Source organism: Streptomyces sp. NPDC004126, assembly GCF_050275515.1.
In the GTDB taxonomy this organism is placed as follows: Bacteria; Actinomycetota; Actinomycetes; order Streptomycetales; family Streptomycetaceae; genus Streptomyces.
On record NZ_JBNNPF010000040.1, the window covers coordinates 51382 to 72631 of the forward strand.

14 protein-coding genes are annotated in these 21250 nt (G+C 74.6%); 9 read left to right on the forward strand and 5 right to left on the reverse strand.

Annotated elements, in window-relative coordinates:
* The first annotated feature begins 45 nt into the window (after positions 1–45).
* Positions 46–1548, forward strand: a complete 1503-nt coding sequence (locus ACQKM2_RS30115) for a peptidoglycan DD-metalloendopeptidase family protein (RefSeq protein ID WP_427715179.1) — start codon at positions 46–48, stop codon at positions 1546–1548.
* Positions 1549–1663: 115 nt separating this feature from the next.
* Positions 1664–4141 carry a DNA helicase PcrA gene (pcrA, locus tag ACQKM2_RS30120; RefSeq protein ID WP_427715181.1) on the forward strand — a complete coding sequence of 826 codons (2478 nt, stop codon included), beginning with the start codon at positions 1664–1666 and terminating at the stop codon, positions 4139–4141.
* Positions 4142–4193: 52 nt separating this feature from the next.
* Here the strand turns inward: pcrA and ACQKM2_RS30125 are convergent, their stop codons facing one another.
* Positions 4194–5720, reverse strand: coding sequence for a peptidoglycan DD-metalloendopeptidase family protein (locus ACQKM2_RS30125; RefSeq protein ID WP_427715184.1), 1527 nt, complete (start codon positions 5718–5720; stop codon positions 4194–4196).
* Positions 5721–5959: 239 nt separating this feature from the next.
* Positions 5960–6796 carry an esterase/lipase family protein gene (locus tag ACQKM2_RS30130; RefSeq protein WP_427715186.1) on the reverse strand — a complete coding sequence of 279 codons (837 nt, stop codon included), beginning with the start codon at positions 6794–6796 and terminating at the stop codon, positions 5960–5962.
* A 210-nt stretch (positions 6797–7006) separates the two neighbouring features.
* Between ACQKM2_RS30130 and ACQKM2_RS30135 the strand changes: the two genes are divergently transcribed.
* Positions 7007–7411 (forward strand): cobalamin B12-binding domain-containing protein, encoded by a 405-nt coding sequence (locus ACQKM2_RS30135; RefSeq protein WP_427715189.1) that lies wholly within the window; start codon positions 7007–7009, stop codon positions 7409–7411.
* Positions 7412–7445: 34 nt separating this feature from the next.
* On the opposite strand, the gene ACQKM2_RS30140 is transcribed toward ACQKM2_RS30135, so the two are convergent.
* Both ACQKM2_RS30140 and ACQKM2_RS30145 read right to left on the reverse strand, forming a co-directional pair.
* Positions 7446–9020, reverse strand: a complete 1575-nt coding sequence (locus ACQKM2_RS30140; RefSeq protein WP_427715190.1) for a DUF5691 domain-containing protein — start codon at positions 9018–9020, stop codon at positions 7446–7448.
* 324 nt (positions 9021–9344) lie between these two features.
* Positions 9345–10685: an SWIM zinc finger family protein gene (locus ACQKM2_RS30145; protein ID WP_427715193.1), complete on the reverse strand. Its 1341-nt coding sequence runs from the start codon at positions 10683–10685 to the stop codon at positions 9345–9347.
* A 134-nt stretch (positions 10686–10819) separates the two neighbouring features.
* Between ACQKM2_RS30145 and ACQKM2_RS30150 the strand changes: the two genes are divergently transcribed.
* From ACQKM2_RS30150 to sucD, 5 genes are all read left to right on the forward strand, one after another.
* Positions 10820–11926: an ATP-binding protein gene (locus ACQKM2_RS30150; protein WP_427715195.1), complete on the forward strand. Its 1107-nt coding sequence runs from the start codon at positions 10820–10822 to the stop codon at positions 11924–11926.
* Positions 11923–14217 carry a DUF5682 family protein gene (locus ACQKM2_RS30155; RefSeq protein WP_427715197.1) on the forward strand — a complete coding sequence of 765 codons (2295 nt, stop codon included), beginning with the start codon at positions 11923–11925 and terminating at the stop codon, positions 14215–14217. The genes ACQKM2_RS30150 and ACQKM2_RS30155 overlap by 4 nt, the downstream gene beginning before the upstream one ends.
* Positions 14214–15365, forward strand: coding sequence for a VWA domain-containing protein (locus ACQKM2_RS30160; protein ID WP_427715200.1), 1152 nt, complete (start codon positions 14214–14216; stop codon positions 15363–15365). The genes ACQKM2_RS30155 and ACQKM2_RS30160 overlap by 4 nt, the downstream gene beginning before the upstream one ends.
* Before the next feature lie 263 nt (positions 15366–15628).
* Positions 15629–16807 carry an ADP-forming succinate--CoA ligase subunit beta gene (gene sucC / locus ACQKM2_RS30165; RefSeq protein ID WP_427715202.1) on the forward strand — a complete coding sequence of 393 codons (1179 nt, stop codon included), beginning with the start codon at positions 15629–15631 and terminating at the stop codon, positions 16805–16807.
* 21 nt (positions 16808–16828) lie between these two features.
* Positions 16829–17719, forward strand: coding sequence for a succinate--CoA ligase subunit alpha (gene sucD, locus ACQKM2_RS30170; RefSeq protein ID WP_362467157.1), 891 nt, complete (start codon positions 16829–16831; stop codon positions 17717–17719).
* Between the two features lie 64 nt (positions 17720–17783).
* Here sucD and ACQKM2_RS30175 read toward each other — a convergent pair whose 3' ends face one another.
* On the reverse strand, positions 17784–19547 hold the full coding sequence (locus ACQKM2_RS30175) for a helix-turn-helix domain-containing protein (RefSeq protein ID WP_427715205.1): 1764 nt from the start codon (positions 19545–19547) through the stop codon (positions 17784–17786).
* Between the two features lie 119 nt (positions 19548–19666).
* Here ACQKM2_RS30175 and ACQKM2_RS30180 point away from each other — a divergent pair, with 119 nt between their 5' ends.
* A complete protein-coding gene (locus ACQKM2_RS30180; RefSeq protein WP_427715206.1) occupies positions 19667–21169 on the forward strand; it encodes a DUF6350 family protein in 1503 nt (500 codons plus the stop codon).
* Positions 21170–21250: the final 81 nt, after the last annotated feature.

Consider the following 21250-nt stretch of genomic DNA (forward strand, 5'->3'; position numbering starts at 1 on the left):
GCCTCCCCCTTCCCCAGGCACCCGTGTGCCGGTTTGGACCCTCCCATGTCTGCTTCGCCCAGCCCCGCCGCCGCCCCGGCCGCCCGCCGCACGCCCAAGCTCGTGCGCATCGCCACCGGACTGATCTGCGCCACCATCGCCGCCACCGCCTTCTCCGTCGGCGGGGCCCAGGCGGAGGGCGAGGACCACCACGAGGCCCTGCCCACCCTGAGCGCCGCGGAGATGGGCCTGCCCGACACCTACGACGCCCCGCCGGCCGCACTCTTCGCCACCGGCGACGGCGGCCGCCCCCGGTTCCAGATGCCGTTCCCGTGCGGGGAGACCTGGTCCGGTGACTCCCGCTCGTACCACAGCCCCTCGGCCAACGCCATCGACTGGACCCACGGCGGCACCACCTACGGCAAGTCCGTCCTGGCCAGCGCCGGCGGCACGGCCCACATCCGGGACAAGGGCAACACCAGCTACGGCAAGTTCGTCGTCATCGACCACGGCAACGGCTGGAGCACCCTCTACGCACACCTCAGCGCCTTCAAGGTCTCCGAGGGCCAGCGCGTCGACGGCGGCGACCTGATCGGCCTCGTCGGCAACAGCGGCGGCTCCACCGGCTCGCACCTGCACTTCGAACAGCGGCACAACGGCAGCTACCAGCGCACCGTCTTCAACGGCACCGCCTTCTACCCCGACGCCAGCCTGACCAGCAAGAACTGCCCCACCCCGGACGAGGACGACAAGCAGCCCGGCCCGGGCCCCGGCCCCGGCCCCGACACCGGCATGATCGACCTGGCCTCGGCCGACCTGACCGGCGACGGCGTGACCGACGTGGTCGGCGTGGAGAAGTCCACCGGCAAGCTGTGGCTGTACAAGGGCAACGCGAACGGCACCATCGCGAGCGGCGGCAGCCGCGTCGAGATCGGCTCCGGCGGCTGGAACGGCATGTCCAACCTCACCGGCGGCGACTTCACCGGCGACGGCAAGGACGACATCGTCGCCGTCGAGGAGTCCACCGGCAAGCTGTGGCTCTACAAGGGCGCCGACAACGGGACCATCGCCCAGGGCGGCACCCGGATCCTGATCGGCACCGGCGGCTGGAACGGCATGGCCGGCCTGACCGCCCTCAACCTCAACGGCGACAAGGTCTCCGACCTCGCGGGCGTGGAGAAGTCCACCGGCAAGCTCTACCTCTACCCGGGGTCCACCACCGGCCAGCTCGGCAACCGCAAGGAGATCGGCTCCGGCGGCTGGAACGGCATGTCCAACCTGACCGGCATGGACGTGAACAACTCCGGCAAGCAGGACCTGGTCGCGGTCGAGGAGTCCACCGGCAAGCTCTGGCTCTACCCCGGTGACAACGGCTACCTCAGCCCCCGCGTCCTGATCGGCTCCGGCGGCTGGAACGGCATGTCCGACCTGATCGGCGGCGACTTCCACAACGCCAGCGGCGCGGACGACCTGGTGGCCGTCCAGAACTCGACCGGCAAGCTCTTCCTCTACCCGGGCACCGGCAGCGGCCTCGGCGCCCGCAAGGAGATCGGCACCGGCGGCTGGTAGAGCGGCCGGCAGGCCATCCGGTGACCGGCGCGCTACCCCGGGTAGCGCGCCGGTTTCCGTGATTTCTCCGGGGGCGGGACCGGCTGTCGGTCCGGGCCCCTAAACTCGGAAGGCGATGAGCAGCCTCTTTGACGACAGCTTCCTGGCCGACCTCACCCCCTCCGACGAGGTCCCCCCGCCGCCCGAGGAGCACGCCGAGCCCGAGCACGGCGCGGACGACCTCTTCGGGGGTGCCTTCGACCTGCCCATGAGCGGGGACGCGTACTACCGGGACGGCGCCCCGCGCCCCGTCATCGACCCGGCGACGCTCCTGGACGGGCTGAACGAGCAGCAGGCCGCCGCCGTGGTGCACGCGGGCTCGCCGCTGCTCATCGTGGCCGGCGCCGGCTCCGGCAAGACCCGGGTGCTCACCCACCGCATCGGCCACCTGCTGTCCGCGCGGAACGTCCACCCCGGCCAGATCCTGGCGATCACCTTCACCAACAAGGCCGCCGGCGAGATGAAGGAACGCGTCGAGGGCCTGGTCGGCCCCCGCGCGAACGCCATGTGGGTGTCCACCTTCCACAGCGCCTGCGTGCGCATCCTGCGCCGCGAGTCGAAGCGGCTCGGCTTCACCTCCTCGTTCTCGATCTACGACGCGGCCGACTCGAAGCGCCTGATGGCGCTCGTCTGCCGGGACCTGGACCTGGACCCGAAGAAGTTCCCGCCCAAGTCCTTCAACGCCAAGATCTCGAACCTGAAGAACGAGCTGATCGACGAGGACGCCTTCGCCGCGCAGGCGGCCGACGGGTTCGAGAAGACGCTCGCCCAGGCGTACGCGATGTACCAGGGGCGGCTGCGCGAGGCCAACGCGCTCGACTTCGACGACATCATCATGACCACGGTCCACCTCCTCCAGGCCTTCCCGGACGTCGCCGAGCACTACCGGCGCCGCTTCCGGCACGTCCTGGTCGACGAGTACCAGGACACCAACCACGCCCAGTACACGCTGGTGCGCGAGCTGGTCGGCCCCGGCTACCCGGACCTGCCGCCCGCCGAGCTGTGCGTGGTGGGTGACGCCGACCAGTCGATCTACGCCTTCCGCGGCGCGACGATCCGCAACATCCTCCAGTTCGAGGAGGACTACAAGGACGCGACGACGATCCTGCTGGAGCAGAACTACCGCTCCACGCAGACGATCCTGTCCGCGGCCAACGCGGTGATCGAGCGCAACGAGAACCGCCGCGCCAAGAACCTGTGGACCCAGGCCGGCACCGGCGCCGTCATCACCGGCTACGTCGCCGACACCGAGCACGACGAGGCCCAGTTCGTCGCCGACGAGATCGACCGGCTCACCGACGCCGGCGACGCCAAGGCCGGCGACGTCGCGATCTTCTACCGGACCAACGCCCAGTCGCGCGTGTTCGAGGAGATCTTCATCCGCGTCGGGCTCCCGTACAAGGTCGTCGGCGGTGTCCGCTTCTACGAGCGCAAGGAGGTCCGGGACGTCCTGGCCTACCTGCGCGTCCTCGCCAACCCCGAGGACAACGTCCCGCTCCGCCGGATCCTGAACGTGCCCAAGCGCGGCATCGGCGAGCGCGCCGAGGCGATGATCGACGCGCTCGCGATGCGCGAGAAGATCACCTTCCCGCAGGCGCTGCGCCGCGTCGACGAGGCCTTCGGCATGGCCGCCCGCTCCACCAACGCCGTCAAGCGGTTCAACGTGCTGATGGAGGAGCTCCGTACGATCGCCGACTCCGGCGCCGGCCCGGCCGTGGTGCTGGAGGCCGTACTGGAGCGCACGGGGTACCTCGCCGAGCTCCAGGCGTCGACCGACCCGCAGGACGAGACCCGGATCGAGAACCTCCAGGAGCTCGCGGCCGTGGCCCTGGAGTTCGAGCAGGCGAGGGACGAGTCGAACCCCGGCACCCTCGCCGAGTTCCTGGAGCAGGTCGCGCTCGTCGCCGACTCCGACCAGATCCCGGACGAGGACACCGACGGCTCGGGCGTCATCACGCTGATGACCCTGCACACCGCCAAGGGCCTGGAGTTCCCGGTCGTCTTCCTGACCGGCATGGAGGACGGCGTCTTCCCGCACATGCGCGCGCTCGGCCAGACCAAGGAGCTGGAGGAGGAGCGCCGCCTCGCCTACGTGGGCATCACCCGGGCCCGCGAGCGGCTGTACCTGACCCGCTCCGGCATGCGCAGCGCGTGGGGGACGCCCTCGTACAACCCGCCCTCGCGGTTCCTGGAGGAGATCCCGGCCGAGTACCTCCAGTGGAAGCGCACGGGCGCCGCGCAGAAGCCGGCCGGACCGGTGCGCGGTTCCGGGTACGGCTCGTCCTCCGGGAAGGCCACCTTCGGGACCTCGCCCGAGGCGTTCCTGTCCTCCTCGCGCACCAAGTCGGGCCCGTCCGGCTTCGCGACGCGCCGGGCCGCCGACAAGCCGGTCATCGCGCTGTCCGTCGGGGACCGGGTCACCCACGACCAGTTCGGTCTGGGCACCGTCATGGAGGTCCGGGGCGCCGGCGCGGACACGCAGGCCACCATCGACTTCGGGGACGCCAAGCCGAAGCGGCTGCTGCTGCGCTACGCGCCGGTGCAGAAGCTGTAGCAGGACGGCCGGGAGCCGGGGCCTTCGGGCCCCGGCCGTGGCGGGCGTCGGCTCAGCTCGGGTCCAGGCCGTGGCTGCGCAGCCAGGCCAGGGGGTCGACCGCGGAGCCGCCGCCGGGCCGGACCTCGAAGTGCAGGTGCGGGCCGGTGGAGTTGCCGGAGTTGCCGGAGTAGGCGATGACGTCGCCGGCCTTGACCTGCCCGGACCGGATCTTGGTGCTGCTGAGGTGGCAGTACCAGGTCTCGGTGCCGTCGGGGGAGGTCAGGATGGCCATGTTGCCGTAGGCGCTGTTCCACTGGGTGCGCATGGTGCCGTCGGTGGCGGCCATGACCGGGGTGCCGTAGCCGACGGGGAAGTCGATGCCGGTGTGCACCGACATCCACATGCCGCCGGCCTGGCCGAACATGGCGCTGAGGCCGTGCTGGGCGACGGGCACCGCGAACTTGGGGCGGGCGGCCTCCTTGGCCGCGGCCTCCTCGGCCCGCTTCTTCTTCTCTTCTTCCTGGCGCTGCTTGAGGTCGATGCGCTCCTGCGTGCGGCTCGCGCGGTCCGCGAAGTCGCCCGCGTCGGCGCTGAGCGCCGCCAGCTGCGTGTCGAGCTTGTTGTTCGCCTCGACCGGCTTCACCGAGGACGGGTCGGGGGCGGCCATCGTGGTCGTCTCCTCGGCCGGCTTGTCGGAGCCGGTGAGTCCGCCGACGGAGGCGGCGGCCACGCCCGCGACGCCCATCACGCACGCGGAGGGCACGGCGACCGTCAGCAGGGCGGACCGTTTGGCCGGGCTGCGGCGGCGGCTGCCGGCGGCGGCGCTGCCGCCGCCCTTGGCCGCGGCGTTCCGGCCCGAGCCGCCCTTGCCGGTGGCCCGGCGGCCGGCGCGGGGTCCGGCGGCGGAGGCGGACGGGGTGACGGGCATGGCCTGCGTGGGCATGTCGTGCACGGGGCCGGCGGGGAAGTCCGGTTCCTCGTCGGCCTCGACGGTCACGGGCTCGAAGACGGAGGTCTCGTCGTCCGCGGCGTCATGCGTGACCGCGGTCTCCGTGACCACGGTCTCCATGACCGCGGTCTCCGTGACCGCGGTCTCCGTAAACATGGGGACGACGGTCGTGGCCTCGTAACCGGCGCCCGCGGTCGCGTCGGACGCGCCGCCATTCCAGGCGGTGGCGTCGTAGGTGCCGGTGTCCTGGCCGTAGCCGGGGAGGGTCCAGTGCCCGGTCTGCTCCGCGCCGGCGGAGTCGTAGCCGAAGGGCGCCGACGGGTACTCGGCCGTCGCGGCGTTCCAGGCGCTCGCGTCGTACTGGCCCGTGGTGTCCGCGGGGGCGTTCTGGGCCGGGACGCTCGAAAGGTAACTCTCCGGAGCGGACCACCCGGTGGTGTCGTACGAACCGGTGTCGCCCGCAGCCGGGTACGTCCCGTACGCGTCGTACGTTCCGTAACTGCCGGGAGCGGCGTAGTCCGTGACGAACTGATACCCCTGGCCCTGCGTTTCATAGGACGCATATGCCTGGTCACCAGCGAAAGTGGTGGTGGAAAGGCCGTCGTACCCGAAATCGGGGTACTGGCCCGACGTCGGGCGGTCGTTCACCAACTTCTCTTTCGCCTCGGCAGTGGGGCCTGGGTGGCCGGGGAACTCAAGGTTCACCGGAGGAGAGCAGTGGCGTGACTGTACCCGGCGGTTACTCGCCTCGACAATCTTCCGAGTGTTTCGTCCTCAGCGGAACCGGGCATTCGGCCGTCTTTCGGTCGCCTGAAGACCGAGCCTTGGCCTTGAGTTCGAAATTCGTTCGACTGGTGGTCGACCGGTGTTGTACGCACGCGCGGCCGTCAGACGACCAGGCTCCGGCCCTCGGTTCCCGCGGCGCGGGCGGCGGAGTCCGCCGGGCGGGGCGCGCCGTCCGCGGCGCGGAGCGGCCCGTCGAGGGCGCGCCGGACGGCGGTGATGACCGTCGGATGGACCGGCAGGGCGAGATGCCCGATGCCGGTGACCTGCACGTTCGTCGCGTCCAGGTCCGGGTGCTCGATGCGGGCCGTCCCGGTCGGTGCCATCAGTGCGTCGAACTCGCTCCAGAACGCCACGAACCGGGTCCGGCAGCCGGGCGCGGGCGCACCCAGCTCGGCCATCACCTCGGAGTCCGGGCGCATCTGGCGCACCAGGGGGTGCGCGTCCATGAAGGGCGCGACCCGGGTGCCGCCGTGCGGGGTCCCCAGGGTGACCAGCGTGCGCACGCGCGCGTCGCCGCCGAGCCGCTGGACGTAGTACCGCGCGACCAGCCCGCCGAGGCTGTGCCCGACGACGTCCACCCGCTCCTGGCCGCTGCGCTCGCACAGCTCCTCGACGCGCCGGGCGAGGTGGCGGGCCGTCCGGCGCAGGTCCCGGGTGAAGGGGGAGTGGTTGTACGTCTCCACGCGCCGCCGGCCGCCCGCGCCGAGGGCGCGGCGCAGCAGGACGAAGACCGAGCGGTTGTCGGTGAAGCCGTGCAGGAGCAGCACCGGCGGCGGCTGTCCGGGCGTCCGGGCGGCGGGCAGGTCCGGCGGGCGCTCCTCCCGTATCCCGGTGGGGTAGAGGAGGAGGTGGCCGGCGAGCACCGCCGCCTCCAGGACCGCCGCCCGCAGGGCGGCGCCCGTGCGCGGCACGGGCAGCGGTGCGATCGTCAGCCCCATGGACGGCCTCCCCCTGGACCATTCGGGTACGGGGCCGTGCGGCCGGCGCGGCCCCGCCACCGTGCCGTGCGGCTGTCGGCGCGGTGGCGGGGCGACGGGGCGGTGGTGAATCAACGGCGACCCACGTGTGATTTCCCCCTCCCCGTTGACCGTGAAACGGTGCCGTGCGCAATGCTGTACTTAACGTTCGTTCACTCGGGAGGCAGTGCGATGGGTGTGACCGGTCCGATCCGTGTGGTGGTGGCCAAGCCGGGTCTCGACGGCCACGACCGCGGCGCCAAGGTCATCGCGCGGGCGCTGCGCGACGCCGGCATGGAGGTCATCTACACCGGCCTCCACCAGACCCCCGAGCAGATCGTGGACACCGCCATCCAGGAGGACGCGGACGCCATCGGCCTCTCCATCCTCTCCGGGGCGCACAACACGCTCTTCGTCCGCGTCATCGAGCTCCTCAGGGAGCGCGACGCGGAGGACATCAAGGTCTTCGGCGGCGGGATCATCCCGGAGGACGACATCGCCCCGCTCAAGGAGAAGGGCGTCGCCGAGATCTTCACCCCCGGCGCCACCACCACCTCCATCGTGGAGTGGGTCAACGCCCACGTCCGCCAGGGCTGACCCGCCCCTCCGGAGCCCCGGCCCCGCCGCCCGTTCAGGCGGCCGGGGCCAGTTCCGCGAGCATCGCCCCGCGCAGGCGCAGGGTGGCCACCAGGCGCTGGAAGGCCTCCGCCCAGTAGGCGGCGGCTCCCGGTGACGCCTCCGGAGGGTCCTGGGCGGCGGCCGTCAGGGCCTCCAGGCGGTCCGCCTCCGCGGGGTCGAGACAGCGCTCCGCCAGGCCCATCACCCCGCTGAAGCTCCACGGGTAACTGCCCGCCTCGCGCGCCGCGTCCAGCGCGTCCACCACCGCCCAGCCCAGCTCGCCCGCCCACGGGACCAGGCAGACGCCGAGCAGCTGGAAGGCCTCGGACAGCCCGTGGGCCCGTACGAACTCCGCGACCCACGCGGCCCGCTCCCGCTCGGTCAGCGTCTCCAGCAGCTTCGCCCGCTCCGCGAGCGACGCCGTGCCCGGGCCCGCCGCGGGCGGCGCGGACGCGGGGCCCAGCAGGGCCTTCGACCAGAGCGGGTCGCGCTGGCGCACCGCCGCCCGGCACCAGGCCGCGTGGATCTCCTCCGCCCAGCCCTCGGCCACCGGCAGCGCCACGATCTCCGCCGGGGAGAGGCCGCCGAAGCGGCTCCGCCAGCAGGACAATGGGGCCGACTCCACCAGCTGGCCGAGCCACCAGGCCCGCTCCCCGCGCCCGGCCGGCGGCCGCTTGACCACCCCGTCGCGCAGCATGCCCGCGTCGCATTCCGCCGGGGGCACCACCGCGTCCGGGCCGACGCAGGCCAGCGCCCGCACCGCCATCCGCCCCGCCAGCGCCGAGCCCGGCAGCGCCGACAGCAGCTCGGCGGCGGTCGCCCGGACGTTGCGGCTGCGGTCGCCCAGCGCCGCCTCCAGGAACGGCTCGTCCCCGTCGGACAGCCCGGACCGCAGGGAGTCGAGGAACATCAGCCGGTCCTCGGCCCGCTCCGTCGCCCAGGTCGTGGCCAGCAGCCGGGGCGCCGCCGCCGGGTCGTGCGCCCGGACGGCGCCGAGCAGGGCGACCCGCTCCGCGAACAGCCCCTCCTCCCAGAGCCGGGCCACCGCCTCCCCGTCGGCCGGGTCGGGCAGTTCCCCGCCGCCACCGGCCGCGCCGCGCAGGGCGAACCGCCACTCCGGATTCAGCCGGGCCAGCCACAGCCCCCGCGCGCCGGCCAGGGCCAGCGCCTGCGGGCGCAGGTCGGTCCGCGCCCGGGCCGCGTCCAGCAGCGCCGGGACCAGGGCCGACGGCGCCCGGTAGCCGTGCCGCGCGGCGGCGGCCAGCCACTGCGGCAACAGCTCCGTCAGATCCGGGGCGGCCCCGCGCCGTCCGCCGCCGCTGCCCGCCGCGGTCCGGCCGGCCAGCAGCTGCGCGAGCCGCCGCCCGGCGGCCTCCGGGGGCTCCGGGCGCGGATCGGGCGCCGCGGGCCGGGGCCGTGCGGCCGCCGCGGCGGGCCGCAGCCCGGCGCGGCGGCGCAGCGTCTGCACGGCCGCCGCGTCGAGCAGCGCCCGCGGCGAGCCGCCCCGCCGCTCGGTGCCGAGCAGCGCGGCGGTGACCAGCTCCTCCCAGTCCCGGTCCGTGCCGGCCCCTTCGTCACCCTGGCCCATCGGAGCCCCTCCCTCTCCAGTCACCGTCGGTCGTGCCCAGTCGGTCGTGCGCAGTCGGTCGTGAGCCGTGAGCCGTGAGCCGTGAGTCGTGCGTCGTGCCGGCCCGGTGCCGCGGCCCCGTCCCCTCTGCGGGGCCGCGGCTCCGGAACAGCCGTACGGCCGTGTTCAGCTGGCGTGGTTGTCGTTCATGAAAGCCCCCCGGCTCCTCGTGTCCGCGCCGGCGCCCCCGCGCCCGCGCGTCCTTCCATGTCGGTCTGCGAGACGGCATGGATCCCCCCAGGCCCCCTGCGTTTTCGATTGGTCGTGCGCCCGCCCGCCTGCTCGTCAGACCAGCGGCACCGGCTCGGGCGAGCCGGGCTGCCAGGCCGTCAGCGGGGTGAAGCCGCGGTGGCCGCACTCCCCGAAGACCGTGACCGGCCCGCCGCCCGAGAGGGCGGCGAGCCGCCACAGCCCGGACCGCGAACGGCCCTGCGGCAGTGACACCGGCAGTGCGGACGTCCCCTGCGCGTCCGCCAGCTGCCAGGCCGCCCCGTCCCCGTCGCCCGGCACCGGCACCACGGGGCCCAGGACCACCGGCCAGGACTCCAGCCACGGGTCCTCCCGCAGTGCGGCCCCGTAGGCCTCCAGGGCCTCGCCGGTGCCCACCCCGGGCGGAGCGGCGGCGGCCGGCCCCGCAGCCGCGGTACGGTCCCCCAACTCCGCCCGCAGCCCCGCCGACCCGGGCCGGAAGCGGGCCTCCGCCTCCAGCACCAGCCCGACGGGCAGTGCCAGCCCCGGCGGCCGTCCCGGCGGACCGAAGTCCAGGACCAGCGCCGGGCGTCCGCCCTCCAGCCCGCGCAGCCATATCCGGCGGGTGGTGAGCCGGCCGTCCGGGGACACCGAGTCGTACTGGGCCAGTACGAGCCAGCGGTCCCGGACGGTCTCCCCCTCCGCCGGGGCCGGCAGCCCCACCCGGCTCCGGACGGCCGAGGCCAGCGGCTCCGGCAGCCCGGACACCCCCAGCCAGGCCCTGCCCAGCAGGTGCAGCAGCGCGAACTCCTCAAGCATCCGGGCGGGCCAGCCGGGGCCGCAACCGGGTATTGCCCCCAACTCCCTTGCCCGCGCGGCCAGTCCGGGAGCCTGGGCGTCGACCATGCGGGCCGCGACCTCCTCCCAGGGGGCGTAGCCGGCCTGCTGCTGCCCGGCTATGCCGCCGCGCAGCAGGTCCGCCAGCCGCTGCTCCAGCTCGGTGACGCCCGCGCCGATCCGCTCGGCCCGCCGCTCCGCCCGCTTGCGGGCCGCCTCCGCGTCCACCGGCCGGCCGGCCGCCGGCCGCGCCGCCTTCGCGGCGCGTCCCGCGAGCCATTCCCCCGCCCAGCCCGGCGGCTCGGCCGGATCGCCGAACCCCTCCGCCGCCCAGAGCAGCAGCAGCCCCAGCGCGTGCTTGCACGGGAACTTCCGGCTGGGGCAGGAGCACTTGTACGCGGGCCCCGTCAGGTCGACGACCGTCCGGTACGGCGTACTGCCGCTGCCCTTGCACGAGCCCCACACCGCACCGGAAGCGGAACCTCCGGTCTGCGACCACGGACCCGCCCCGCCCAGCCTGCCCCCCGCCTTGCGCGACGCCTCGTCAGGAGCCAGAGCCAGTACCTGTTCCGCCGTCCAGCGGACCCCCTGCTCAGTCATGACAACCACCGTAAAGATCCCCACTGACAATCGCCCTGACCTGCAACGACGCCAAGAACAAAGGGTGTTGTCAGTGGCATGGTGCACGGTGGTTCCAGCAGCCGGGAGCGGCTGCCGAGCATTGGAGGGGGACCATGACCACGCCCGGGAACAGCACCGGCACCGAGGCACTGCGACCGCACGCCGAGGACGCCTTCGCGCACGAACTGAAAGCCCTCGCCGCCCAGGACGACCGGCCCCGCCCGGCCCGCTGGAAGCTCTCCCCGTGGGCCGTCGCCACCTACCTCCAGGGCGGCACCCTCGCCGACGGCACCGTCATCACACCCAAGTACGTCGGACCCCGCCGGATCGTCGAGGTCGCCGTCACCACCCTCGCCACCGACCGCGCCCTCCTCCTGCTCGGCGTCCCCGGCACCGCCAAGACCTGGGTGTCCGAGCACCTCGCCGCCGCCGTCAGCGGCGACTCCACCCTCCTCGTCCAGGGCACCGCCGGCACGCCCGAGGAAGCCATCCGCTACGGCTGGAACTACGCCCGCCTCCTCGCCCACGGCCCCAGCCGCGAAGCCCTCGTCCCCAGCCCCGTCATGCGGGCCATGGCCGAGGGCATGACCGCCCGCGTCGAGGAACTCACCCGCATCCCCGCCGACGTACAGGACACCCTCATCACCGTCCTGTCCGAGAAGACCCTGCCCGTACCGGAGCTCGGCGAGGAGGTGCAGGCCGTCCGCGGCTTCAACCTCATCGCCACCGCCAACGACCGCGACCGCGGGGTCAACGAGCTCTCCAGCGCGCTGCGCCGCCGCTTCAACACCGTCGTCCTCCCGCTGCCCGCCACCGCCGACGCCGAGGTCGACATCGTCGCCCGCCGCGTCGACCAGATGGGCCGCGCCCTGGACCTGCCCGCCGCCCCCGAGGGACTGGAGGAGATCCGCCGGGTCGTCACCGTCTTCCGGGAGCTCCGCGAGGGCGTCACCGACGACGGCCGCACCAAGGTCAAGACGCCCAGCGGCACCCTGTCCACCGCCGAGGCCATCTCCGTCGTCACCGGCGGACTCGCCCTCGCCGCGCACTTCGGCGACGGCGTCCTGCGCCCCTCCGACGTGGCCGCCGGGATCCTCGGGGCCGTCGTCCGCGACCCGGCCGCCGACCGCGTCGTCTGGCAGGAGTACCTGGAAGCGGTCGTCCGCGAGCGCGACGGCTGGAAGGACTTCTACCGCGCCTGCCGCGAGGTGACGGCATGAGCCCGGCGGCCCCCGGACCGCTGCTGCTGGGCGTCCGCCACCACGGGCCCGGCTCGGCCCGCGCCGTCCGGGCCGCCCTGGACCGGGCGCGGCCGCGGGCCGTGCTGATCGAGGGCCCGCCCGAGGGGGACGCGCTGCTGCCGCTGGCCGCCGACCCCGGGATGCGCCCGCCCGTCGCCCTCCTCGCGCACGCCGCGGACGACCCCGCCCGGGCCGCGTTCTGGCCGCTGGCCGCCTTCTCCCCGGAGTGGGTCGCCATCCGCTGGGCCCAGGCCCGGGACGTGCCGGTGCGCTTCATCGACCTGCCCGCCGCCCACGCCCTGGCCGCGCCCCGGGAGGAGGAGCCGGGCGAGCGCGACGCCGGCGCCGGCGCCGTCCGGGTCGATCCGCTCGCCGTGCTCGCGGAGACCGCCGGGTACGAGGACCCCGAGCACTGGTGGGAGGACGTGGTCGAGCACCGTGGCACGGGGGAGGTGCCGGACCCGCAGGCCGTCTTCGAGGTCCTGGCGGAGGCCATGGGCGCCCTCCGCGAGACCTACGGCGACGGCGGCGACGGCCGCGACCTCGTCCGCGAGGCGCACATGCGGCAGCGGATGCGGGCGGCCCGCAGGGAGTTCGGGGACGCGTACGCCGTGGTGTGCGGGGCCTGGCACGTACCGGCGCTGCGGGCCGGGTCCACGGTGGCGGCGGACAGGGCACTGCTCACCGGGCTGCCCAAGGTCAAGGTGGAGACCACCTGGGTGCCGTGGAGCCACCGCAGGCTCGCCCGGGCCGGCGGATACGGCGCGGGCGTCACCTCGCCGGGCTGGTACGCGCACCTGTTCGCGGCCCGCGACCGGCCCGTCGAGCGCTGGCTGACCAAGGTCGCCGGGCTGCTGCGGGAGGAGGACCGGCAGGTGTCCCCGGCCCATGTGATCGAGGCCGTCCGGCTGGCGGAGACGCTGGCCGCCGTGCGCGGCCGCCCGCTGCCCGGCCTCACGGAGACCCTGGAAGCGGTCCGCGCCGTCATGTGCGACGGCTCCGACGTACCGCTCGCGCTGGTCGAGGACCGGCTCGTCGTCGGGGACGTGCTCGGCGAGGTCCCCGACGCGGCCCCCGTCGTACCGCTCCAGCGGGACCTGACCCGCCGGCAGCGCACGCTGCGGCTCAAGGCCGAGGCGCAGCGGCGCGACCTGGAGCTGGACCTGCGCAAGGAGTCCGACGCGGCCAAGTCCCTGCTGCTGCACCGGCTGCGGCTGCTCGGGATCGACTGGGGGACCCCGACGGCCTCCCGGAGCGGCACGGGCACCTTCCGGGAGACCTGGCGGCTGTGCTGGGAGCCCGAGCTGTCGGTACGGGTCGCCGAGGCCGGCATCTGGGGCACCACCGTGGTGGGGGCCGCCACCGCCAAGGCGGAGGCCGACGCGGCGGCCGCCGGGGAGCTGGGGGAGGTCACCGCGCTGGCCGAGCGGTGCCTGCTGGCCGGGTTGTCGCAGGCCCTGCCGGCCGTGCTGCGGGCGCTCGCCGACCGGGCGGCGCTGGACACGGACGTGGCCCGGCTGGCCAAGGCGCTGCCCGCGCTGGCCCGCGCGCTGCGGTACGGGGACGTACGGGGCACGGACGCGGCGGCGCTCGGCACGGTCGCGGCCGGGCTCGCGGAGCGGATCTGCGTGGCCCTGCCGCCGGCCTGCGCGGCCGGGCTCGACGCCGACGGGGCGGCGGAGCTGAGGGGCCACATCGACGGGGTGCACGGGGCGGTCGGCCTGCTGGCCGACGCGGACCCGGGCCTGCGGGAGCGCTGGTCGGCGGTGCTGCGGACGCTGGCCGGGCGGGACACCGTACCCGGCGGGATACGCGGGCGGGCCGCGCGGCTGCTGCTGGACGACGGCCGGCTCCCGGCCGGCGAGACGGCCCGGCTGATGGGGCTGGCCCTGTCCCCGGCGGCGTCCCCGGCCGACGCGGCGGGCTGGATCGAGGGGTTTGCCGGGGGCGCCGGCGGCGGGACGCTGCTGGTCCACGACGAACGGCTGCTGGGGCTGATCGACGCCTGGCTGGTGTCGGTGCCGGAAGGCGCCTTCATCGACGTACTGCCGCTGCTGCGGCGCGCCTTCGGGGCGTACGAGCCGGGCGTGAGGCGGACCCTGGGCGAGCTGGCCCGGCGCGTCCCGGGCGCCCGCACGGCGTCCACCACCGCCCCGGCCGGCTTCGCCCCGGACCTGGACCCGGGCCGCGCGGACGCGGTGGCCGGCCTGGCCCGGCTGCTCCTGGGCGCGGCGGAGGCACACGCGGAACGAGAGGGGATCGGGAGATGACGGAGAGCGGCACGGGAACCGCCGGAGACGAGCGGCTGCGGCGGTGGCGGCTGGTGCTCGGCGGGGAGGAGGACGGGACCGGCCGCGCCCTCGGCGGGCGGGACGCGGCGATGGACGGGGCGCTCGGGGCGCTCTACGGCGGCGGCCGCGCGCAGGGGCAGGCGGAGCGGTCCGCCGGGCTCGGGGGATCCGCCCCGCGCGTCGCCCGATGGCTCGGGGACATCCGTACGTACTTCCCCAGCCCGGTGGTCCAGGTCATGCAGCGGGACGCCATCGAGCGGCTCGGCCTGTCCACGCTCCTGCTGGAACCGGAGATGCTGGAGGCCGTCGAGCCGGACGTCCACCTCGTCGGCACCCTGCTGTCGCTGAACAAGGCCATGCCCGACACCACCAGGGAGACGGCCCGGGCCGTGGTCCGCAAGGTGGTCGAGCAGCTGGAGAAGCGGCTCGCGGCGCGCACCCGGGCCACCCTGACCGGCGCCCTGGACCGCTCCGCGCGGGTCAGCCGTCCCCGCCACCACGACATCGACTGGGACCGGACCATCCGGGCGAACCTGAAGAACTACCTCCCCGAGCACCGGACCGTCGTCCCCGAGCGGCTCGTCGGCTACGGCCGGGCCTCGCGGGCGGTGAAGAAGGAGGTGGTCCTCTGCATCGACCAGTCGGGCTCGATGGCGGCCTCCGTCGTCTACGCCTCCGTCTTCGGGGCGGTCCTCGCCTCCATGCGGTCGATAGCCACCCGTCTGGTCGTCTTCGACACGGCCGTGGTCGACCTGACCGACCAGCTCGACGACCCGGTGGACGTCCTCTTCGGCACCCAGCTGGGCGGCGGCACCGACATCAACCGCGCCCTCGCCTACTGCCAGTCCAAGATCACCCGACCGGCCGACACGGTCGTCGTCCTGATCAGCGATCTCTACGAGGGCGGGATCCGCGACGAGACGCTGGGACGGGTGGCGGCGATGAAGGCGGCCGGGGTGGAGTTCGTGACCCTGCTGGCCCTGTCCGACGAGGGGGCACCCGCCTACGACCGCGAGCACGCCGCCGCCCTGGCGGCACTGGGCGCTCCGGCCTTCGCCTGCACCCCCGACCTGTTCCCGGAGGTGATGGCGGCGGCGCTGGAGAAGCGCCCCCTGCCGTTCCCCTGACGGTCACGCCATCGGCAGATCACACGAAGACGCAGTTCAACCGTGAGGCGATCTGTGACAGGTATCACCGCTCAGGTGTGATCCCTGATTTAGGGACCCACGTCCCACGGGGATAACCTGCGAGACGGACATGCCGCGTCCACGGTCACCGTGTGCGCCTTCCTAGTGACAGCGCCGTCACGTTGCCCTCCGCGGCACGCCCACGCAGATAGCAGACAAACCGCGAATCACTGCGAATCTTTGAAGACAAGGGACGGACGCGCGTGGACCTGTTCGAGTACCAGGCGAGGGACCTCTTCGCCAAGCACGGTGTACCGGTGCTGGCCGGTGAAGTCATCGACACGCCTGAGGCGGCTCGCGAGGCCACCGAGAAGCTGGGCGGCAAGTCGGTCGTCAAGGCCCAGGTGAAGGTCGGCGGGCGCGGCAAGGCCGGTGGCGTGAAGCTCGCCGCCACCCCGGACGAGGCCGTCGCCCGCGCGACGGACATCCTCGGCATGGACATCAAGGGCCACACGGTCCACAAGGTGATGATCGCCGAGACCGCGCCGGAGATCCTGGAGGAGTACTACGTCTCCTACCTCCTCGACCGCACCAACCGCACCTTCCTGGCCATGGCCTCGGTCGCCGGCGGCATGGACATCGAGCAGGTCGCCGAGGAGACCCCGGAGAAGCTCGCCAAGGTCCCGGTGAACGCCAACGAGGGCGTGACCATCGAGAAGGCCCGCGAGATCGTCGCCCTGGCGAAGTTCCCGGCCGAGGTCGCCGAGCAGGTCGCCGAGGTCCTCGTGACCCTGTGGAAGACCTTCATCGCCGAGGACGCGCTCCTGGTCGAGGTCAACCCGCTCGCGAAGGTCGCCTCCGGTGACGTCATCGCGCTCGACGGCAAGGTCTCGCTCGACGAGAACGCCGAGTTCCGCCAGCCGGGCCACGAGGAGTTCGTGGACCACGCCGCCGCGAACCCGCTTGAGGCCGCCGCCAAGGAGAAGGGCCTCAACTACGTCAAGCTCGACGGCGAGGTCGGCATCATCGGCAACGGCGCGGGTCTCGTCATGAGCACCCTGGACGTCGTCGCGTACGCCGGTGAGAACCACGGCGGCGTCAAGCCCGCCAACTTCCTCGACATCGGTGGCGGCGCCTCCGCCGCCGTCATGGCCAACGGCCTCGAGATCATCCTGGGCGACGCGGACGTCAAGTCCGTGTTCGTCAACGTCTTCGGTGGCATCACCGCGTGTGACGAGGTCGCCAACGGCATCGTCCAGGCGCTGAAGCTGCTCGAGGACCGCGGCGAGGCGGTCACCAAGCCGCTCGTCGTCCGCCTCGACGGCAACAACGCCGAGCTGGGTCGCAAGATCCTCTCGGACGCCAACCACCCGCTGGTGCAGCGCGTGGACACCATGGACGGTGCGGCCGACAAGGCCGCCGAGCTCGCGGCTGCGAAGTAAGGGCAGAGGTCACAGACTCACATGGCTATCTTCCTCAACAAGGACAGCAAGGTCATCGTCCAGGGCATGACCGGTGCCACGGGCATGAAGCACACCAAGCTGATGCTGGCTGACGGCACCAACATCGTCGGCGGCGTGAACCCGCGCAAGGCCGGCACGTCCGTCGACTTCGACGGCACCGAGGTCCCGGTCTTCGGCTCGGTCGCCGAGGCGATGGAGAAGACGGGCGCCAACGTCTCCGTCCTCTTCGTCCCGCCGGCCTTCGCCAAGGCCGCCGTCGTCGAGGCCATCGACGCCGAGATCCCGCTGGCCGTCGTCATCACCGAGGGCATCGCGGTGCACGACTCCGCCGCCTTCTGGGCGTACGCGACCGCCAAGGGCAACAAGACCCGCATCATCGGCCCGAACTGCCCGGGTCTGATCACCCCCGGCCAGTCCAACGCCGGCATCATCCCGGGCGACATCACCAAGCCCGGCAAGATCGGTCTCGTGTCCAAGTCCGGCACGCTGACCTACCAGATGATGTACGAGCTGCGCGACATCGGCTTCACCTCCGCCGTCGGCATCGGTGGCGACCCGGTCATCGGCACCACGCACATCGACGCCCTGGAGGCCTTCGAGGCCGACCCGGAGACCGAGCTCATCGTCATGATCGGCGAGATCGGCGGCGACGCCGAGGAGCGTGCGGCGGACTTCATCGCGAAGAACGTCACCAAGCCGGTCGTCGGCTACGTCGCGGGCTTCACCGCCCCCGAGGGCAAGACCATGGGCCACGCCGGCGCCATCGTCTCCGGCTCTTCTGGCACCGCACAGGCCAAGAAGGAGGCCCTCGAGGCCGCCGGCGTCAAGGTCGGCAAGACGCCGACCGAGACGGCCAAGCTGGCGCGCGAGATCCTCGAAGGCGCCAAGTAAGCGCCCGCAGGACTGTCGTGAGGGCGTGGCCCGCACCCTTCGGGGTGCGGGCCACGCCCTTTCGTCATTCGAGCCGGGGGTGGAGCCGGTGGGGGCCGGCGGCCGGGTCGGCGCGGAGCTTGTCCTGGAGGTACCGGCTCGTCTCGGTGAGCCTCGGGGGGCCGCTCAGCGGCGGGACCCCGGAGACGCTCGCGCCGGGGGCGACCGGAGGCTCGTAGTGGTCCGGGGCGGTGACGGTGGTGTACCCCGTCGCGGCGGCGATGACCGCGGTCAGGACGAGCGCGGCCCGTGCCAGCCGCCGGGCCCGGTGCTCGCTGACGGCGCGGACGGTGGCCGCGGGGCGCGGCTCCAGGGACACGGCGGGCCGCACCGCGCCGAGCCGCTCGCGCAGCATGGCCGACCGCCGCTCGGACGCCACCCCGGCCAGCAGGGGGATCCGGCGGGCGAGTTCGTCGTGCGCGCGCAGCAGGCGGTGCCCGGTGGCCGGGGTGCTGGCCTGGGTCTCGGCGGCGGTGTCGGGCAGGTCGAGGCCGACGCCGTCGTAGAGCAGCACCGTCCGGCGGTGTACGGGCGGCAGCGCGAGGAGGGCCTCCAGCAGGATCCGGTCGGCGGGGTCGGCCGGGGGCTTGTCGGGGCGGCGGTGGGCCCGGCGGAACCGGTGCCAGGGGGAGAGGGCGTACTCGTGCGCGGCCGAGCGCACCCAGCCGACCGGGTCCCGGTCGGTGGCCACCTCGGGCCAGCGGCCCCAGGCCTGACGGAACGCCACCTCGACGGAGTGCAGGGCGAGGGAGCGGCGGCCGGTGAGCAGGTAGGCCTGGCGGACGAGCGCGGCCGCGGCGTGGTCGTAGAGGGCGTCGAAGGCCTCGACGGCGTCCTGCGGGGGTCTCGGGCGGGGCCCGTACGGCCGCCCGTGCGGCTGCCCGTGCGGGACGGCGTCCTCCTCCGGGGCGGGCTCCCCCCGCGCGGGACCGATCTGCTGAAACGGTTCTTCAGCGGTGGAGGCCGGGGCGGCCGCCGCCGGAACGGGGTCTCCGGGGCCGGGTTCGGCCGCGACCGCGTGCGGCTGGGCCCAGGACGGTGCGGCGGTCCCGGCGGGGGCCGGCGCCGGCTCCGCCCGGGCGGGATCCCGGGGGGTGGGCCCGGTGGCGCGGGGCATGGCCGCGGGCGCGGGCGGTGCCACGGGTGCGCGGGTCTCGCCGGGGCCCACGGGCGCTTCGGCGGCGGCCGCGGGTGCTGCCGGGGCTTCGGCGTCGCGGCCGGGGGCCGGGTGGGGGCGGCCGGTGGGTCCGTCGTGGGCGGGGGCGTCGGTGACGGGCCGCCCGGCCGCCCGGGCGGCGGCGGTGCCGGCTCCGGCACCCGGTGGTCCGCCCGGAGCCGGAGCGGCGACGGGCACCTCGGCGGGGGCGTTCGGCCGGAACGGGTCGCCCGGGAGCCGCCTGCCCGGTGCCGGGTCGCCCACGGCGGCGGGTGCCGGGCCGGGGGAGGCGTGGAGGGGGGCCGGCTCGACCGGGGGCGGGGGCGCCGGCTTCGCGGAGTGCTTGGCGGTGGTCCGGGGGCGGTGGGCGGGCGGTCCCGCGGCCACCGGCCGTACCGGCGCGGCGGACCCGGCGGCCGCGAGCCGGTCCAGCAGTGCCGCGTACGCCTCGCGCGTGCGCCCGCGAGGCTCGGTGCGGCCGCACTCCCAGGAGCGGACGGTGGTCGCGGTCACGCCGACCTCCGCCGCGACCTCCTCGTACGTCAGCCCGCCCGACTCGCGCAGCCATCGGCGCTCCTTGGGGGACGGGAGGCCCAGCTCCGAACCGGAGGACGCTTCGACGTCTTGTGTCATGCCACTCTCCCCGCGACACGGCTGCTCTGGGCAATAAAGTACATAAACGTATCTTGGACGACACAACGGACAATCGGTTGTTACCGGGACATAGCGCGTGTCGAAGGCACCATGGCCACGTGACCCAAGTGACCGAACGCGGGACGCCGTTGCAGGAGGCCCCGCGGCACGCGGCCCCGCGGCGCCGTTCACCGGCGGCCGCCGCCTGCGTGCTGGGCGGCGCCGTGGCCGCCGGACTGGGGCTCGGCTTCCTCGCCGTGCTCGTGATCGTGCTGTGGATCAGCTCCCCCTACCCCGACAGCGGCCCGGGCGGCGCGCTGCACCTCGCCGCCGGGCTGTGGCTGATGGCCCACGGCACCGAACTCGTCCGCTACGACACCCTCTCCGGGGTGCCCGCCCCCGTCGGCCTGGTGCCGCTGCTGCTCGTGGCGCTGCCCGTGCTGCTCATGCGGCGCGCCGCCCGGCTGGGCAGTGCCTCGGGGGACGCCGCCGGGGCCGAGGGGGACGAGGTGCTGCCGGCCGGCGCCGTGTTCTCCGCCGTGACCTGCGGCTATCTGACGGTCGGTGCGTTCGCCACCGTGTACGCGGCCGGCGGGCCGATGCCGGCGGACCCGCTCAGCGCGGCCTGGCACGTGCCGCTGGTGGCCGTGCTCGCGGCCGCCGGAGGGGTGTGGGCGGCCAAGGGCAAGCCGTCGGGACCCCTGCCCGGGTGGGTCCCGGGGAGCGTGCGCCGGGCCGTGGCCCGCCCCCGGTACGCGCTGGCGCTGCGCTCCGGCGCGGCCGGGGTGCTCGTCCTGCTGGGCGGCGGGGCCCTGCTCGTCGGCATCTCGCTGGCCTGGCACGGGCCGGAGGTGCAGAACTCGTTCCTGGCGCTGACCGGGGTGTGGTCGGGGCGGTTCGCGGTGCTGCTCCTCGCGGTGGCGCTGATCCCGAACGCGATGGTGTGGGGCGCGGCGTACGGGCTCGGCCCCGGGTTCGCGCTAGGCGCCGGGGTGGTGGCGACCCCGCTCGGGCTGGAACGGCCCGCGGCGCTGCCGAGGTTCCCGCTGCTGGCGGCGCTGCCGGCGCCGGGGCCGGGGACCCCGCTGACGTGGGCGGCGCTGGGGCTGCCGGTGGCGGCGGGGCTGGTGGTGGGGTGGTTCGCGGTGCGGCGGGCGCGGGAGGTCTCGTACGGGGAGACCGCGCTGACGGCGGCGCTGGGCGCGGTGGTGTGCGGGCTGGCGATGGCCGGTCTCGCGGCCGCTTCGGCCGGGCCGCTGGGGTCGCGGATGCTGGCGGGCGTCGGGCCGGTGTGGTGGGCGGTGGGCGCTGCGGCGGCGGGGTGGACGCTGGTGCTGGCGGTGCCGTTGGCGGTGGGGGTGCAGGTGTGGCGGACCCGGCCGGTCCGCTCCGCGGGGGGCGGGGTGGAGGGGGACGCGTGGCACGACTCGGGGGTGCGGGAGCTTCGGTGGGAGGCGTTGCGGAGGGCGGCCGAGCCGTTGGTTGCTCCCGCGGGGGTGGTGCCGGTTCCTGCGGAGCCGGAGCCGGAGCCGGAGCCGGTCGCGGCCGTGCCCGCGGAGCCGTTGCTCCCCGTGCCGGTGGTGGGGGCGCGGGTCCTGGCGCGGCGGCGTCCGCAGCCCTGACCGGGCGTGCCGCTGCGCGGGGCCGGGGTCCCCGCCCCGCCCTTCGCCCGTTCCGCGGGGGGGGGGGGGGCCCGGCCCCCC

What these genes read in the sequence shown, in the direction of transcription:
- ACQKM2_RS30115 (WP_427715179.1), top strand. Translation starts at nt 46, where the DNA reads ATGTCTGCTTCGCCCAGCCCCGCCGCCGCCCCGGCCGCCCGCCGCACG.
- pcrA (WP_427715181.1), top strand. Translation starts at nt 1,664, where the DNA reads ATGAGCAGCCTCTTTGACGACAGCTTCCTGGCCGACCTCACCCCCTCC.
- ACQKM2_RS30130 (WP_427715186.1), bottom strand. Translation starts at nt 6,796, where the DNA reads ATGGGGCTGACGATCGCACCGCTGCCCGTGCCGCGCACGGGCGCCGCC.
- ACQKM2_RS30135 (WP_427715189.1), top strand. Translation starts at nt 7,007, where the DNA reads ATGGGTGTGACCGGTCCGATCCGTGTGGTGGTGGCCAAGCCGGGTCTC.
- ACQKM2_RS30140 (WP_427715190.1), bottom strand. Translation starts at nt 9,020, where the DNA reads ATGGGCCAGGGTGACGAAGGGGCCGGCACGGACCGGGACTGGGAGGAG.
- ACQKM2_RS30145 (WP_427715193.1), bottom strand. Translation starts at nt 10,685, where the DNA reads ATGACTGAGCAGGGGGTCCGCTGGACGGCGGAACAGGTACTGGCTCTG.
- ACQKM2_RS30150 (WP_427715195.1), top strand. Translation starts at nt 10,820, where the DNA reads ATGACCACGCCCGGGAACAGCACCGGCACCGAGGCACTGCGACCGCAC.
- ACQKM2_RS30155 (WP_427715197.1), top strand. Translation starts at nt 11,923, where the DNA reads ATGAGCCCGGCGGCCCCCGGACCGCTGCTGCTGGGCGTCCGCCACCAC.
- ACQKM2_RS30160 (WP_427715200.1), top strand. Translation starts at nt 14,214, where the DNA reads ATGACGGAGAGCGGCACGGGAACCGCCGGAGACGAGCGGCTGCGGCGG.
- sucD (WP_362467157.1), top strand. Translation starts at nt 16,829, where the DNA reads ATGGCTATCTTCCTCAACAAGGACAGCAAGGTCATCGTCCAGGGCATG.
- ACQKM2_RS30175 (WP_427715205.1), bottom strand. Translation starts at nt 19,547, where the DNA reads ATGACACAAGACGTCGAAGCGTCCTCCGGTTCGGAGCTGGGCCTCCCG.